Genomic DNA, 15307 nt, shown 5'->3' on the forward strand with positions numbered 1-15307 from the left:
CCATGGTGACATGCTCCAAACCAAGTGAGTGGCTCATCGATTTCGCCAGATAGGAGTCCGCTTCTCTGCGAACGCACGCATACCTTCGGCCGCGTCCTCGGTAGCCATCAGATCGTCGAATACAGAGGTTCGCTTCCCGATTGCCTCCGCGACATCCGATATGCCTTGGGTTTCGTTCATGAGTTCGAGGGTGTGGCGAACCGAGCTCGGAGATGCCCGCATTATCTCCTCCGCGAGATCTCGCGCCGCGGACACAGCCCCTCCTGCAGATGCAAGGCGATTCACAACTCCAATCGTAGCCAGCTCATTCGCGGTGATAGTGCGGCCCGTCACGAGAAGCTCCGTTGCCACCTTCTCAGGGATGATTCGAGGCAGCCGGACGATCCCGCCAGCTGTGGCGATGAGCCCGACCTTGACTTCGCTGAGGGCAAAGTGAGCGGTCTCGTCGGCCACGACCAGGTGGCATGCCAGCACTGCTTCGAAGCCGCCTCCGACTGCGGGGCCGTTGACGGCGGCAATGACAGGTTTGTTTATCCCCTCGCGGCTGGTCAGTCCCGCGAATCCCGACCTGGGTAGGTAGGTTTGTCCCCCAGTAGCAGCGTAGGACAGGTCGTTTCCGGCACAGAATGAATCGCCGGCGCCAGTGAGTATTGCGACCCACAGGTCGTCGTCTGCAAGATATGCGTCGAAGACCTCGGCCAGCTCTTCATGCGCTGGGGGGATGAGTGCGTTCTTTACATCAGGTCGATCGATCGTCACGATCAGCAGATGCCCGTCACGTTCTACGCGAAGGTGTTCATAGGCCGCTCGAAGGGCGGGCGGTCTAGCCGGGCACAGCTCAGCGGCGCGTTCCGGGCTTACAGTGAATCTGTTACCAGGCCCTGTGTTTGTGATCCAAATCCGCTGTCCGACCGGTTGTTCTAGATCGAGAATGGCCAACGCCTGTTTGTCGGATTCGATCGCCTGTGCAATAAAACGCTCACCGGTCCGCTCGAGGCGTCCGATCACAATGCCGGTCCTAACTCCGTCTCGACCATGCTTGACGGTGTAGGTCTCGACTGTGGCCCACCCCTCTGCTCTCGTCACTTGCGATACAGCAGGTTTTGCGTCGATAACGGCCTGGAGCTCTGCCGACTCGTCGGGCACCCACTCAGTCGGTGCTGTCGAATACACAGCCGTGGAGTACTTGCTCATGACGCCACCGTTCGCACCCACGAATCCGTATGACCCAGGGCATTGACGTAGACGTTGGACGGTCTCCGCAATCGCGTGCATCGAGTAGTTGTTCCCGGCGCCTCCGAAGAATGGCAGTCCCCCGGTGACGGTGAGTCTACGGGGGTCGTCGGGCGAGAGGCCCAATCCATCAACAGCCGCATTAAACACGGGAACGGGGAAACAACTGTAGAAATCCCAGGTCGCGATATCGTCGGGAGTCAGCCCGGCCATGTCGAGTGCGCGCCGAGTCGCGAGCTGCGCGGCCGGGGCTACGCCGAAGTCTTCGTGATCAAGCAGGGGCCGCTCCCGGCAGGTCGCGTGGCCGTGGATAAAGATCCACGTGTGTTCGGGGATGCCGAGTTCTCTAGCAGCATCCACCGAGGTGAGTATGACCGCGGCGCCTTGATTCACTTGGTCCCGTGCAACTACGTAACGCAAGTACGGTTCCGCGATCGGCCGGTTGGCTTCTGTTGGCGTGGTGAGTTCATTCGCGCTGCGTGCGACCGGATTCGACGCGTAGGGGTTACGTGCAGCAACTTGAGTGAACGGGGCGAACAGACGTCCGATCTCGTCGGCGTACTCAGCTCGTGACAGCCCCAGTCGGGCACGGCGGGCGTTTTCGAACAGCGCGAATAGGCTTGGCGCGTCGGTGAGCCCGTGATTCGCTGCCTCCACGCTCATTTGGCCGGCCAGGCCGTATCCCCGGTCTTCGAGGTCACCCTCAACATGCTCTGTGAAGTTGGGGCGGGTCTCCTTGTTCGCGAACCAGCGCGTCGTCGAGATCGCGTCCGATCCGAGCGCAATTGCGACTCGACTTCGGCCTGCGGCAATGTCGGCGGCCAGTTCGGTAACGAGGTGCTGTGGACTGTGGCCCCCTCCGACTTCCAAGATCGCACGTTTCGGATTCATCGCGAGTCGCGCGGCAACGGACCTCGGGAAGTTGTCCGATCTGCCGAGCGGTGCCGTAGTGCCGGGTATCGTCATCTCGGATTGTCGAACGCCGGCAACTGTGTCCACCATTGCCCGCAAGGCCGCACCATCGGTCTGAGTGTCCTCCAGTGCCCGTTCTGTCGCCTGTGCGGCGAGGTCGACTGCCGAAAACGCCTGATAGCTGTCCTCACCGAGCCGGTCAATGATCTGCCCTACCCCGACCAAGATGGGGGTTTGCGGATGAATGTCAGGCATTGCGAGCCTTTCTGAGTGTTCGGAGATCACCGATCCGCGGTCGGAGCCGTGGGAGCGCTGAGGGCTGCCAGTGCGACTCCGACGCCCGGCCACCGGTCGATTCCGCGCAAGGAAGTTGGCCGGTGGCCGATCCCGTCGAGAGAAAGCGTCGGTTGATCGTGCTGACGGGCGCGGTCGCCAGTTTGTCGCTTTGCGCGACTCTCCTTAGTTCTAGAGATCAGGTGCGATCGAGGACGTCAGTCGTTCCACACGACAGCTGCATCGAGCGCCTCGATCGTCGTGCCGTCGACGCGCAGCGGGTTTACTTCCAGCGCTGCGAGATTCGGTCCCAGCGCAACGGCGAGTTCACCCACGGCTGACACGATAGAAACCAGGGAATTGAGATCGGCCGGGACCGATCCGCGCGCACCGTCAAGCAATGGGAAACCTCGAAGTCGCTCAATGGCGCGACGAATGGAGCCCGCATCGGCTGGCAGCGCGATCCGTTGCACATCGGCGAGCACTTCGGTCCAGATTCCGCCGAGGGCAACAGCAAGCACGCAACCCCAATCGGGATCGCGTACAGCGCCGACCAGCAGCTCCACACCGCCAGAGCGCATCGGGCTTACGAGCACACCCTCAAGGTTCACTCCGGGCGCATTTGCTGCAACTGTGTCAAGAATCTCACGGACAGCGGCCGGGAGGTCGGCGGCATCGATGTTCAGTTTCACGCCACCGACTTCCGACTTGTGAAGGATCTCGTCCGAAACGATTTTGATTGCATACAGCCCTTCGGGCTGAGTCGGCAGTTCCTCTCCGGGGCGGACGAACACGACGGGAACGACAGGCACCCCAGCCCTCTCGAGAAGCTCACGCGAGCGTCGTTCAGACCATGTGCCCTGGGAGGGCCCGATGTCGCTAAACTCCAGGTGCCGCGCGTTCTCCTCTCGTAATGTGCCCTCCCCCTTCGTCCAGTCTGCGATAGCCGAGATCGATGTGAGAACGCGATCGAGACCGTACGAGACGCCCGGGGTCGCTCCTTCAGCGCGAAGGCCCGCGGTGGACGGTGCGACAGGGCGCACGGTTGTGGTTGCGAGGAGGGTGGGTCGAGGAGCGGAGTTGGCGGCTACAAGCAGCCCGGCGAGCATCCCGTCGTTGAGATCTGCCGCGGTGTGCTCGGCCTCCGTAACGGCGATGACGACGTCGATGCTCTCGTCTGACGCGACCGCAGCAACTCCCTGGCCGAAGATCTCCGGCTTTGGGACAACGAGACCTGTCATGTCCAGGGGATTCTGGGGTGTTCCGTACGAGGGAAGGATATCTGTCAGTATTTCTTTCGTCGGACTGGACAAGTCGGGCAGGGTGAGGCCGAGCTGCTCGGCGAGGTCGCTGGCGATGTCTCCAGCTCCGCCGGAGATGGAAACGAGGCCGACTCGAGTTCCGGGAATCTCACCGATGCGCGTGAAAACATCTGCAACGGCAACGAGATCTTCCAAGGTGTCGACGCGAACTGCGCCGGCTGCCTCGAGCGCGGCACCAATGATGGCGTCGTCTCCGACGAGCGACCCGGTGTGGGCGAGCGCTGACCGTGCTGCAGCTTCACTGCGTCCAGCCTTGAGGACGACGACGAGCTTTCCCGCCTGCCGCGCGCGCCGGCATGCAGCGAGGAACCGCTCGGGGTGTCGAACCATCTCCAGAAACACACCGATAGCTGCCGTCGATTCGTCGTCGACGAGGTAGTCGATCACATCCCCGACTGTGACATCCACCTCGTTGCCCGTGCTCACGACGAAGGAAAGTCCAACGTCGAAGGTGCGCGCGAGAGTCTGTACCTGACTGGCCAGGTTTCCACTCTGTGAGACCATCGCCACAGATCCCGCTGGAAGGGGCTCTGATTCCGCCATGGGAAACAACCCGATCCGCTCGTGCACATTGACGAATCCGAGGTTGTTGGGTCCGAGCACGGGTATGTCCGACTCCCGCGACACCGTGGCGAGGCGCTCCTGGAGCGCTGCCCCTTCCGGTCCCTCCTCGGAGAAGCCTGATGACAGCACCTCGACCGCACCGACGCCGAGTGCCGCTGCTTCCGCGACGATGCCCGGCACCGCGTGTGCCGGCACCACGAGGAATACGAGGTCGGGGACTTCGGGTAGGGCCGAGAGGGAGGTCCACAGCTTCTGGCCATGCGCGGTTCCGCCTCGAGGATTCACGTAGTAGAGCTGTCCGGTGAATCCGTATACCGTTAGGGCATGATGGATGGGTTTTGACCAATTGGACCTATCGCTGGCTCCGATGAGAGCGACACTTCTCGGCGCGAATAGACGCTTAAGTCGATGCGCGGGCCGAAAGTCTTCGCCCTGTTTGATTTCTGAGACGTCTATGGCCATTTCTGTACTCCTCTTGCGTTGATTAAGCGCAATACTAGGCAGCCGGATAGCGAAGGACCATGATCAGTTTGGTGACCTTGCCGGACCATATGGGTCCGGCAAATATGACGGAGGATTCGCGGTGATTGCAGCCTCGATCGCTAGGACCACGTCAATGAGGTCTGTTCGGTCCTTCCGCCACACGAGTCGTGTTGAGACGCGCACATTTTCGGAATTCTTTAGCGGGACCAGACCCTCGACGACGTCACCCGGACGGCCCATTGTGAACATTTGGGGTGCCTGTACCATAGCTGCCACGGCATGCACGTCGGCGCCGGGAACGATCTTGACGTCATTGACTTCCTGGCTTTGCAAAAACCGCATCAGCTCATCGCTAAAATCCGGATCATGCGAACACACGAAGGTCCATCCGGCCAGCGGCGGGCGCGACGATGAATGAGCAAGGGCGCGTTGTGAATCAATGGGCCCAAGAGGAATGTGTTCCTCGTTCAATAGGTGAAGGCTACTCAGTCGTTCATCAGACTCGACGCGGCGCACCGTTGCAAGATCGAGGAAGCCCCTGCGCACAAGGTCGTATTGAGTTGGCGATGTCCCGGGCCGAAAGTCCACATCGCAATCTGGTTGCGACAGTTCGAGCGCAGCGTAGATTGCCGATGACAGCCGTGCGGGAATGCCAGGGACCAGGCCGACACGGACGAGCCGCCGAGTCGGTGATCGTGCTCGAAGACGCTCTACTGCCTCAAACTCGGCGATCACCCGTCGCGCTGTTGGCAACAACCGCTTCCCTAATGGGCTCAGTTGCAGGCCACGGGGTTGACGGACGAAAAGAGCTCCGCCCATGTGCGTCTCAAGATCACGAATCCTCCTTGAGAGTGGACTTGCCGCGAGGCCGAGATACTCGGACGCTGCTGCGATGCTCCCAGCCTCGGCTACCGCAACGAAATAGCGGAGATGGCGCACGTCCAAAGCGTCCCTCCTGTCTACTCAACTGTTCGCACTGCGCTTCACGGGTCCCGCACCGTGCCCGTCTTTCTCTCAACGGGTTTGTCGCTCACCTTGTCGCGGCACTGGGCCAGGCGCCGGCCGGATCGTGAGGGCTTGGCGACCACCATGAGCGCCGCGACCGCGTGAGGTGCGCTACTGGCCGGCCGGTTCCGTGATGTTGTTCGATAACCCTCGACCGCGGCAAGGTTCGATTCAACAGCTACCCGGTCGATCCGTACAGAGTTCTTCCGCTACGCCGACGTCACCACCGTGGGCATTCCGAGTTCAGCGACCGGACGACCTTCCAGTGCCCCCACTGTATGTAGATGGCATCGGACAGCCCCCTTGTTCGCGAGCGGATACTGCGGTGGTGGCTCGATTCGGCAGATGTCCATCGTGTATGGGCAGCGAGTATGGAATCGACAGCCTGGAGGAGGATCAGCGGGGTTCGGGATGTCGCCTTGCAAGATTATTCGTTGCCTCGTCCGTTGAGCGTCGGGGTCCGGAACGGTGACAGCTGACAATAACGCTTGAGTGTATGGGTGCTTCGGGTGGTCATAGACGTCGCCCGCGTCGCCAATCTCGACCACCTCTCCGAGATACATGACTGCGATGCGGTCACTCGCATGCCGGACGAGGGCGGGGTTGTGAGCAATGAGCAGATAAGCTACGCCGAGTTTGCGTTGAAGCTCTTCCAGAAGGTTGATCACTTGCGCCTGCGTGGAGACGTCGAGTGCAGAGATCGGTTCGTCGAGAACAAGAAGACGGGGCTCGACCGCCAGGGCACGGGCGATCGCCATACGCTGCAGCTGGCCACCCGACAGCTCGCGAGGGTAGCGCTCAAGATGCGAAAGAGACAAGCCGACAAGCGGTAACAGTTCCCGCAACCGCTCCAAACAGTCACCCTTGCTCAATCCTCGGTGCACCTGTAGCGGCTCACTGACGCTGGTGCGCAACGGCAGGAGCGGGTTAAAGGCGCCGAACGGGTCTTGAAACACTGTCTGGACTCCGGCGCGCATAGTCCGGAGTTCCGACCCGTGCAGATTTGTTACGTCGGTGCCTTCGAAATGCACTGTGCCAGAGCTGGGGTCCAGGAGTCGCATGGCGAGGCGTCCGAGTGTCGATTTCCCCGAGCCCGACTCACCAACGAGTCCGACCGACTCACCGCTATAGATCTGAAGACTTATGTCGGATACCGCATGAACATGAGACCGTACACGCTGCAACAAGCCTTGTCGTACCGGGAAGGTCTTCGAAACGCCTTTCAACTCGATCAGCGGCGTGTTCGTCGATGTCTGAGGAGCAGCGAGGGTCATTTGACACCCATCCTTGTCAGTTCGTCACTGCGCACGCAGCGAGCTAGATGGTTCGATCCCGCGTTCAGCATCGGAATGGCACTGTGACATTCCGGCTGGACGAATTCACAGCGGGACGCGAATCGACACCCTTCCTCCAACTCGGAGAGTTGCGGTACCTGGCCAGGGATGACATAAAGGGGTGACCGTGGCGTCGCCGACTGCGGCATCGCCTGCAGTAGCCCTCTCGTATATGGGTGACTCGGCTGGTAGAACACTTCGCGAACAGTGCCCTGCTCGACGACCTGCCCGGCATACATAACGGCGATCCGGTCACAGGTGTCGGCTACCACGCCGAGATCGTGACTGACGAACAACATCGACATTCCTAGTTCAGCGCGTAGGTCCCGCAGAAGTTCGAGGATCTGTGCCTGAACGGTAACGTCGAGAGCGGTCGTTGGTTCATCGGCGATCAGCAGTCTTGGGCGACCGACTAGCGCCATGGCGATCATCGCCCGCTGCCGCATTCCGCCAGAGAACTCGTGGGGATAGGACGATGCCCGGCGCTTCGGGATGCCAACCAGTTCCAGGGTTTCGAGCATCCGTGCCGTTGCTTCACGTTGTGTCAATCCCTCGTGCCACCGCACTACTTGCGAGATCTGATCAGCGATCGTCATCGCCGGATTTAGACTCGACATGGGATCCTGGAAGATCATGGCGATGCCACTGCCGCGCAACGCGGCCATGTCGGCGAAGCTCAATGACAGCAAGTCCTTGCCTTCGAACCGGATTGAGCCTCCAATGACTCGCGCCGGCGGCGAGGGCAGTAGCCGCATGATTGAGAGGGACGTGACGGTTTTTCCTGATCCACTCTCACCAACAAGACCGAGCGCCTCACCTCGTGCGATGGAGAACGACACGTCCTCCAGGATCTGGACCGGTCCCTTCTCTGTGTCGACCGCGACGGCTAGGCCCTCAATCGCGAGAAGCTTGTCGTCATGGGCGGCGGCCGAGGGTTCAGACCGGCGTTGAACCTTCGTCAGACCCAAGCGTCCGGATCGCTTCGCTGGCGTCGAGACGTTCAGCGCGGATCGCATTCCTTCACCTACCTGGTTGAAAGCAACGACCGTGAGGATGATCGCGAGTCCAGGGGCCACCACGCTCCACGGGTGGCTGAGCATTGTGTCATTCGCGCGACTCAGCATGCCGCCCCAACTGGCGGTCGGTGGCTGCACGCCCAGTCCCAGGAAGCTCAACCCGGCCTCCATCAGTACGGCGAAGCCAAAGGAGATGGAGACCTGCACGATGAGCGGCGACAACACGTTGGGGAACAGATGCCGCGCGACTATCACCCGTGTCGAGGTGCCGATCGAGCGGGATACGTCGATAAATACTTCTTCACGAATTGCGAGTGTCTGCCCTCGGATCAGCCGTGTGAATCCGGGAACAAGGGTCACCGCCATGGCTATGCCGGCGTTGAGAAGATTCGGTCCCAGCATACTGACGATCGTGATAGCGAGCACCAGCGCGGGCAGGCTTAGGAGGCCGTCCATGACACGCATCAGGAGCGAATCAATCTTTCCCCCGACATATCCGGCGACGAGCCCGAGTGGGAGCGCTACTAGCACCGCCGCGAGTACGACCTGGACGCTGAACATCAGACTTACACTAGCGCCGGCGAGGATCCGGCTCAGGACGTCGCGACCAAGTTGGTCTGTTCCCAGCCAGTGCGCAATTGACGGGCCCGCAAAAGGCTCCACGTCCAATTGTTCTCGAGGGTCATACGGTGCCAGGACGCTAGCAAAGACGGCGGCACCGACGATCAGGATAAGTACAACCAAAGCACCCATTGCGACCTTGTCCCGCCGATATCGTCGCGCGGCCTGCCGAAAGACACTGTTGCTGCGTGTTTTCTGGGTTCGCCCCATCATGCCGCCCTCACCTTCGGATTGAGGTATCCGTACGAGATGTCGACCATCAGATTCGCAATAATGTGAGCAACTACGAAGAGCAGGGCCGTCGCCTGGATCACCGGAACATCTTTACTGCTCACAGCGGCGATCATGTAGGAGCCGATACCCGGGATATTGAAGATCTGCTCGACAATGACAGTCGAGCCCAAGATGCTACCGACCATGAGGCCCAGTACGGTCACTGCGGGAATTGCAGAGTTCTTCAACGCGTGACCGACAACGACGCGACGCGTATCCCCGCCCTTCGCCCACGCTGTTCGCACGTATGCCGACTGCATCGTGTCCGCGAGGCCGGCCCGCAACTGACGGGACAGCATGGCAACACCTGCCGCCGCGAGTGCTACCGCGGGCAGGATGATCGACCGAGCCCAGCCCGCTGGGTCATCTGCGAACGCTGTGTAACCGTAAGGGGGTAACCACCCGAGGCTCACCGAGAAGACTGAGATCAGCACCATTCCAATCCAGAATGGTGGCATGGAGACTACGACGCTGGTTCCGAACATCATGCCGCGGTCGCCAAGGCCGCCCGGACGCAGTCCGCCGACGATGCCGAGTACCAGCGCTAGCGGGATGACAATCGCGAAGACGGCAAGCGCAAGGCTCAGAGTGACAGGAAGACGTTCCAGGAGTTCGTCAGCCACCGGACGCTGAGAATACAGGGATTCACCGAAGTCGAACTGCACCGCACTCTTGAGCCAGGTTGCATACTGCACGAAGAAGGGCTCGTCAAGATTCAGTTCTTCCCGAATCTGCTGCACTACTTGCGGAGAGGCATTGCCGCCCCCGGCAATCGTTGTCGCGGCATCCCCGGGAACTAGGGCGATCATGCTGAATACCAGAACCGACATGACGAATAGCAGCGGTATCGATGTTAGAAGGCGCTTTACAATCATCTGGAGCACGCGTCACGAACCTTCCGTTGATGACGGATGTCGACCGATCCCGCCGACAATTGGAATAGGCATTGGCTACTTCTTAATATGGAGGGAGTCGATATTCAACAACCCGAACGCGTCAAAGGTGGGATTACCTTCCACACGATCAGTGTTCCAACCCTGAACGTTGGGATAGGTCACGACCGGGATCAGGTAAGCGCTCTCGGCAATCAGCTTGGCCGCAGCTTGGTACGACGCAATTGCCGTTGGGTCGCCCGGCGTGACGCTTGCCGCCGTACGGACCGCTTCCATGATGTCCGGGCGGTCGACTCCACACAGAGCCATGGGGGATCCGGGGCCGAAGTACGTGTCGAACTGACGAAATGTTCGACTTCCGGAATAGAAGGACAACAGCGCTCCAGGTTTCTTTGGAACGATGAATCCCGCCATCACATCACGGTCGCTCGTAATATCGACGTGCACACCGAGTCTCGCAAATTGCGCCTGAAGGGTCTCGGACTCCACCCCAAAATTGAGCGTCGCCGGGTAGTGCAAGCTGATGGGGGCGGTAACGCCTGACTCGGCTACGAGTTGCTTCGAGCGCTCGGGGTCATACTCAATCGACTTCTTCAAATCCGGGTCGAAGGCAGCACTGTCCTCGGGCAACAGACTGTAGGCTGGCTCCGCAAGGCCACCATAGACGAGTTTCGAGAACCTTTCACGGTCGATTCCGACCTGGACAGCTTTGCGAAATTTCTCGTTGTTGAACGGCGATTCCGCCGTACACATGTTCAGATAGATGTTGTAAACATTAGAAATCTCGGTCGCAAACTTGTCGTTCGCGTCAATGGCCTCCGCGCTATTGACCGAGACGTAACTCGCCCAGTCCAGTTTCCCGGACAGTAGGCCATTTGCGTGCTGCGGTCCAGTCGGAGTGTTAATGATGTCGACTCCCGCCAAGTGCACGTTGTCGGCGTCCCAGTAGTCCGGGTTCTTTCGCACCGAAAGGCGCTGGCCAGGCTTGTTCTCCGTGACAGTGAAGGGGCCGGCGCCGACGGGCATCGTATCGATCTGGTCGGGGTTGGCAGCGATCTGCTTGGGCGACATGATTGCGCCGGCGACGCTCGACAGTTCGACGTAGAACTGCCCGGCAAGAGGTTGGCTCAACTTCACAACAGCCGTAAGTGGATCGATCACCTCCACGACATCTACCTGCCTGAGGCCTGGCGCGAGAACGGCCTGGGCGGTCGGGGTCAGCGGACTGCGTGCGCGCAGGAGACTGGTTCTTACCGCCTCCGCGTCGAAAGCCGCGCCGTCGCTGAAACGGACGCCCTCCCTCAAGGCGATCTTCACTGTGTGAGGATCGATTACTTCTACGCCCTTGGCCATCCACGGCGTGAAGACGCCGTCTCTGGACTGGCGCAGCAGGGTGCCGTAGAAGAGTTTGTAGTAGACAACCTCGTCTTCACCCCTCGACTTGGCAGTATCCAAGTGGATTCCTGATGCCGCCATGGGGAGTCCATACTTGAACACCCCTTCATCGCTCTGCTGACCACTGCTCGAACTACACGCACTCAACATGGCTGCGAGCATCAATAGAGCGAAAGCAACCGCCTGTGGGCGGTATCTCCCATGCATCTTCTGCGTTCTCCAATGTTCCGAGCCCCACCCTCCAAGAGGTTGAGGGCACGTGCGGATGTACATCTCACTGGCCGCTTGATGTGATCCGCGGCACAATAACGATTGTTAGTTAATAACGTAGAGGGTTCAGCGGCAATGGTCAACAGTCGGCTACTGAAGTGCGGCGATGCGGTTCGTCGCCGGAGCACATCTCTGGAATCGCGCAGCCAAGATGCTCTGGTTCATGCGACCAGCTGTGGCCCCCCACTTGTCAGAATCTAGGTTCACTTCGCCGTAGCCGCGTCTGGGCCTTCGAAGTGCGCGAGATCCTGAGCGAGGGCCAATTACGTTGTGGTCCCTGGGTACAGACCGCGACTGCTGGGGTCCGCTGACCGTGGCCACCTGCCGCAAAGGCCAGATTCAGATTGGTCACGCGTGGGACCAGCGAGATGCGCTGCCGAGTGCGCAGCTAACGATGACTGATCCGTCGCCATTCTATCGTCTGGTAGATTTCCGTCCGCAGTCCTCGCCACGAGAGCACCCCCAAGCGGCATTGCGACACGCCGCCTGAGATATCGAAGCCCGTGGAGATGGTCAACGTTCGAGCGATCTCCGCCCCGAACACGCTGCGCACCTTGAACTTTAGCCATCCGCGCGCCTTCAACCGACTTCAGCCACTGTGCCGAATCCCCAAACCTACAGGACGACCACTTTAAGAACTACTGCAGCACTTCGGGCAGAAATCGGCTGATGAGAGCCACACGCCCGCGCAGACCTCGCGGTGGCGAGCCCGCGATTCCCGATGTCAGACGAGACACCAGTCAAACCAAACCCAGGCACGCGGAGCATCAATCGCAGACCGTCACGCTCTGGATGGTTCGTGAGGCTGAGGTCGCCTCGCGCGCACGTGGTTAAACGGATGTCCGCTCCTGCCCCGGTAGACGTCACCGTCACCGCTCAATCAACCAGCAATGACATCGGCCGGACCACCGGACGTGAGCGCCTGCGGGTCCGGGACCTCTATACATATACGCTCGGGCCGATCACGCTCAAGGAGCCGCGTCCGTTGGGTCGACAGCTATGTAGCCACGGCAGCACGCAGACGTCCGCGGGACTACACAATCAACTCCACAGCGATCAACTTGAGGGAGCGACCGGCTTGCGGGCTTTCGTCCGGGGAACTCGAGAATTCTGTTCGGCACCCACTATGCTTAGCGCGTAATCAGCGTGCTGGCGTGCAACGTCCTCTGCTGTCAGCTCCCCACCCGACTGAAACCAACGCGCGATACTCACACACATTTCTCGGATCGCGAACGAGGCCAATTTGGGCGACTCCACCGTGAAGACACCCACATTTTGTCCGTCAACAATCAGCTGACGGAAGGCGCGCTCATGATCTCGTCGAATAATCTGAGCTTTAGCACGCTCCGGCTCCTCCAGGTTCGAAGAATCCTGATTGACCACCAGCGCTTCTCTCGGATGGGTAGCGTGATGCAGGGCATAGACTTCGGTCGACCTCCGTAAGCGCTCGACCGGATCGTCGGTCTCAGCTATGACGCGTTCGAAGTCCGACACGACATGACCTAGTGTGTCGAGCACTATCTCGCGTAACAGTGCGCTTTTCGACTCCATGTGGTTGTACAAGCTCGGAGTTCGGATATCGAGGCGCTCAGCCACCTGCTTGAGCGACGTACCGTGATACCCACGTTCGGCAAACAAAGTCAACGCGGCATCGAGTACGTCCGCCCGCGTGACGGACGGCCCGGACGTCAAACGCTTGTCGATGTACTCAGCCATGGGCCCCATCTTGTCAGCCAGCGCAACCGAACCTGATCGGCCGCTATACGTGTTTCAAACGAATGTTAACTAGTCTACGACATCAGCAACGCGAGATGCGGAGATGCGGAGATGCGATGGGTGCAATCGGCGACCCATCTCATGATCTGACCCCAGAACACCCGTTACGCAGCCGCGCCCGCGGTACAGATCTCCGGAAGCGCGCCTTGAGGGCGCCAGCACGAGGCGTGCTCAAAACCGAAGGAACCGTCGTTGACAACGTTTCCGAGGGTGTGCAATGTCTCTCATAGGCGGGTTTGGCAATGGCTGCGCAAGCTGATATCGAGGTCGGCACCCGACGACCCGGCCTCACAGGGGACGAATCCGACGATCTCCTCAAGACCCGCAACCGTATCCGGCTGCTCGACAAGGAGGCGGAGGATGCGGCGGGCGGTCGCCTACTATCACGGGACGCCACCCCACATGACGTTCCCACAGGTCCGTGACCTTGCCCGACGGTATCCCCGTCACGGATGTCGCGAAGGACCGGCCGGTTGCGGTAGCCGCAGGTGGGGTGTTCGACGGTCAGAGCCGTCCGCGTCGCCTTCCGGCCGCCTGGAGGTACAGGAACACCGGCGCAGCGAGCATTGCGGTGATCACGCCGAGCGGGATCTCGATGCTCGACTCGGACCGAGCGACGTCCTCGGCGGCGAGCAGGAAGATCGAACCCAACAACACTGCCGTCGGCATCGCGTACCGGTTGTCGAGTCTGACAAGGATCCGCGCGAAGTGCGGGATGATCAGTCCCGCCCCAGCCGACGATGCCAGCACCCGAGACCGCCGCCGCGGTCAGCAACGTTGCGGCGGCAATGGTGATCCCCGCACCACGGCCACGTTGATGCCGAGGGACTGCGCCTGCTGGTCGTCGAACGACAACGCGTTCAGGCGCCACCGCAGCACCGTGAGCGGGATCCCGACCAGCAGGGCGCCGCCGAGCACCATCAGGTCCACGGACCGGACCGCCGAAGGCCCGCCAAGAGCCAGAACGTGATCTGCTGTGATCTGCGACAGTTTGTTCTCCGGGTCACCGACATATTTGACCAGCGAGATCAGCGCCGAGCACAGGACGGCGACGACGATGCCGGTGAGGATCAGCGTCAGAATCGAACCGCCGCGCGGATAGACGGCGCGGTCGGCGACGAAGACCACGGCGATCGCGGCCAACCCGAACACGAACGACAGTGTTTGGGTTGTGGTCGCGCAGAGCGCGAACAGCAGACCGAGTGTGGCGCCCCCCCGGCACCGCCGGATGTCCCGAGGACGCCCGGGGAACCATCGGATTGCAACACGGCCTGAAACGCGCCGGCGACGGCGAGCGCTGGGCCCACCATGATCGCGGACCCAATCCGCACCTAAATTTAGTAGAAGATCTGCGCCACATCGGCAGTGGCCGGATCGGGTCCCGGATTACCGACACAAGGTCGCCCACCGAGAGTGGATAGTGCGCGAGCGTGGCCGACAACAAGCCGCCGAAGGCCAGCGCCGCGATCATCGTCATCAGGACGGCCGGTTGCCGTCGCCGGCGCCCACGACGCGCTATGGGTGGGACTGGGTGGGAGCGGCGGCGAGCCGGTTCTCGGAGACCGCGGTCATGGCCCATGAGTATGGAGCAACCGAGTTACAAATCTCTCGGAGAGTGTTCGGAATGAACATACAGATAGATCGCGTCGAGGTAGGCGTAAGGAAACGCCATGATCGAGCGGGCGCGGGCGAAATGCGCCGACGACCGCGTCGAGTCCGGCACAGATCCGCAACACGTCCAACCTGGAATACCCGGATCGATTCCCAAAGCCGCAAGCAGGTCGTCCACGCTGCGGGCGGAGACCGTGCACGTAGACCTCCATCACCACGTCCTAGCACCTGCTCGATCCGTCGGCGGGCTCAAGGATCCAGAGGTAAAACGAACCTTCCGCAATGCCGAGATCCGCAACGGGTCCCGGCCCGGTCTGAGTGGCCAC

9 protein-coding genes and 1 pseudogene are annotated in these 15307 nt (G+C 60.8%); 1 reads left to right on the forward strand and 9 read right to left on the reverse strand.

Annotated features, from left to right (window positions below; translation table 11 throughout):
• Nucleotides 1-33: 33 nt before the first annotated feature.
• The 9 genes and pseudogenes from ACFTZB_RS17510 to ACFTZB_RS17550 form a co-directional block, all read right to left on the reverse strand.
• Nucleotides 34-2430 carry an acetyl-CoA acetyltransferase gene (locus ACFTZB_RS17510; protein ID WP_378433234.1) on the reverse strand — a complete coding sequence of 799 codons (2397 nt, stop codon included), beginning with the start codon at nt 2428-2430 and terminating at the stop codon, nt 34-36.
• A gap of 206 nt (nt 2431-2636) precedes the next feature.
• A complete protein-coding gene (locus ACFTZB_RS17515) occupies nt 2637-4766 on the reverse strand; it encodes an acetate--CoA ligase family protein (protein ID WP_378433235.1) in 2130 nt (709 codons plus the stop codon).
• Between the two features lie 63 nt (nt 4767-4829).
• Nucleotides 4830-5726, reverse strand: a complete 897-nt coding sequence (locus tag ACFTZB_RS17520) for a LysR family transcriptional regulator (protein ID WP_378433241.1) — start codon at nt 5724-5726, stop codon at nt 4830-4832.
• Nucleotides 5727-6001: 275 nt separating this feature from the next.
• On the reverse strand, nt 6002-7066 hold the full coding sequence (locus ACFTZB_RS17525; protein ID WP_378433236.1) for an ABC transporter ATP-binding protein: 1065 nt from the start codon (nt 7064-7066) through the stop codon (nt 6002-6004).
• A complete protein-coding gene (locus ACFTZB_RS17530) occupies nt 7063-8976 on the reverse strand; it encodes a dipeptide/oligopeptide/nickel ABC transporter permease/ATP-binding protein (RefSeq protein ID WP_378433237.1) in 1914 nt (637 codons plus the stop codon). The genes ACFTZB_RS17525 and ACFTZB_RS17530 overlap by 4 nt, the downstream gene beginning before the upstream one ends.
• On the reverse strand, nt 8973-9911 hold the full coding sequence (locus ACFTZB_RS17535) for an ABC transporter permease (protein WP_378433242.1): 939 nt from the start codon (nt 9909-9911) through the stop codon (nt 8973-8975). Before ACFTZB_RS17535 ends, ACFTZB_RS17530 begins: the two co-directional genes overlap by 4 nt.
• Before the next feature lie 75 nt (nt 9912-9986).
• The gene (locus ACFTZB_RS17540) at nt 9987-11384 is read right to left on the reverse strand and encodes an ABC transporter substrate-binding protein (RefSeq protein ID WP_378433238.1); all 1398 of its coding nucleotides are present in this window, start codon (nt 11382-11384) and stop codon (nt 9987-9989) included.
• Between the two features lie 1266 nt (nt 11385-12650).
• On the reverse strand, nt 12651-13310 hold the full coding sequence (locus ACFTZB_RS17545) for a TetR/AcrR family transcriptional regulator (protein WP_378433239.1): 660 nt from the start codon (nt 13308-13310) through the stop codon (nt 12651-12653).
• 564 nt (nt 13311-13874) lie between these two features.
• Nucleotides 13875-14630 (reverse strand): annotated as a pseudogene (locus ACFTZB_RS17550) (FecCD family ABC transporter permease).
• Between the two features lie 410 nt (nt 14631-15040).
• Here ACFTZB_RS17550 and ACFTZB_RS17555 point away from each other — a divergent pair.
• On the forward strand, nt 15041-15307 hold a 267-nt coding region (locus tag ACFTZB_RS17555; protein ID WP_378433240.1), incomplete at its 3' end, for a hypothetical protein.

This window comes from Rhodococcus sp. NPDC057014, assembly GCF_042673295.1.
Lineage (GTDB): Bacteria > Actinomycetota > Actinomycetes > Mycobacteriales > Mycobacteriaceae > Rhodococcus_F.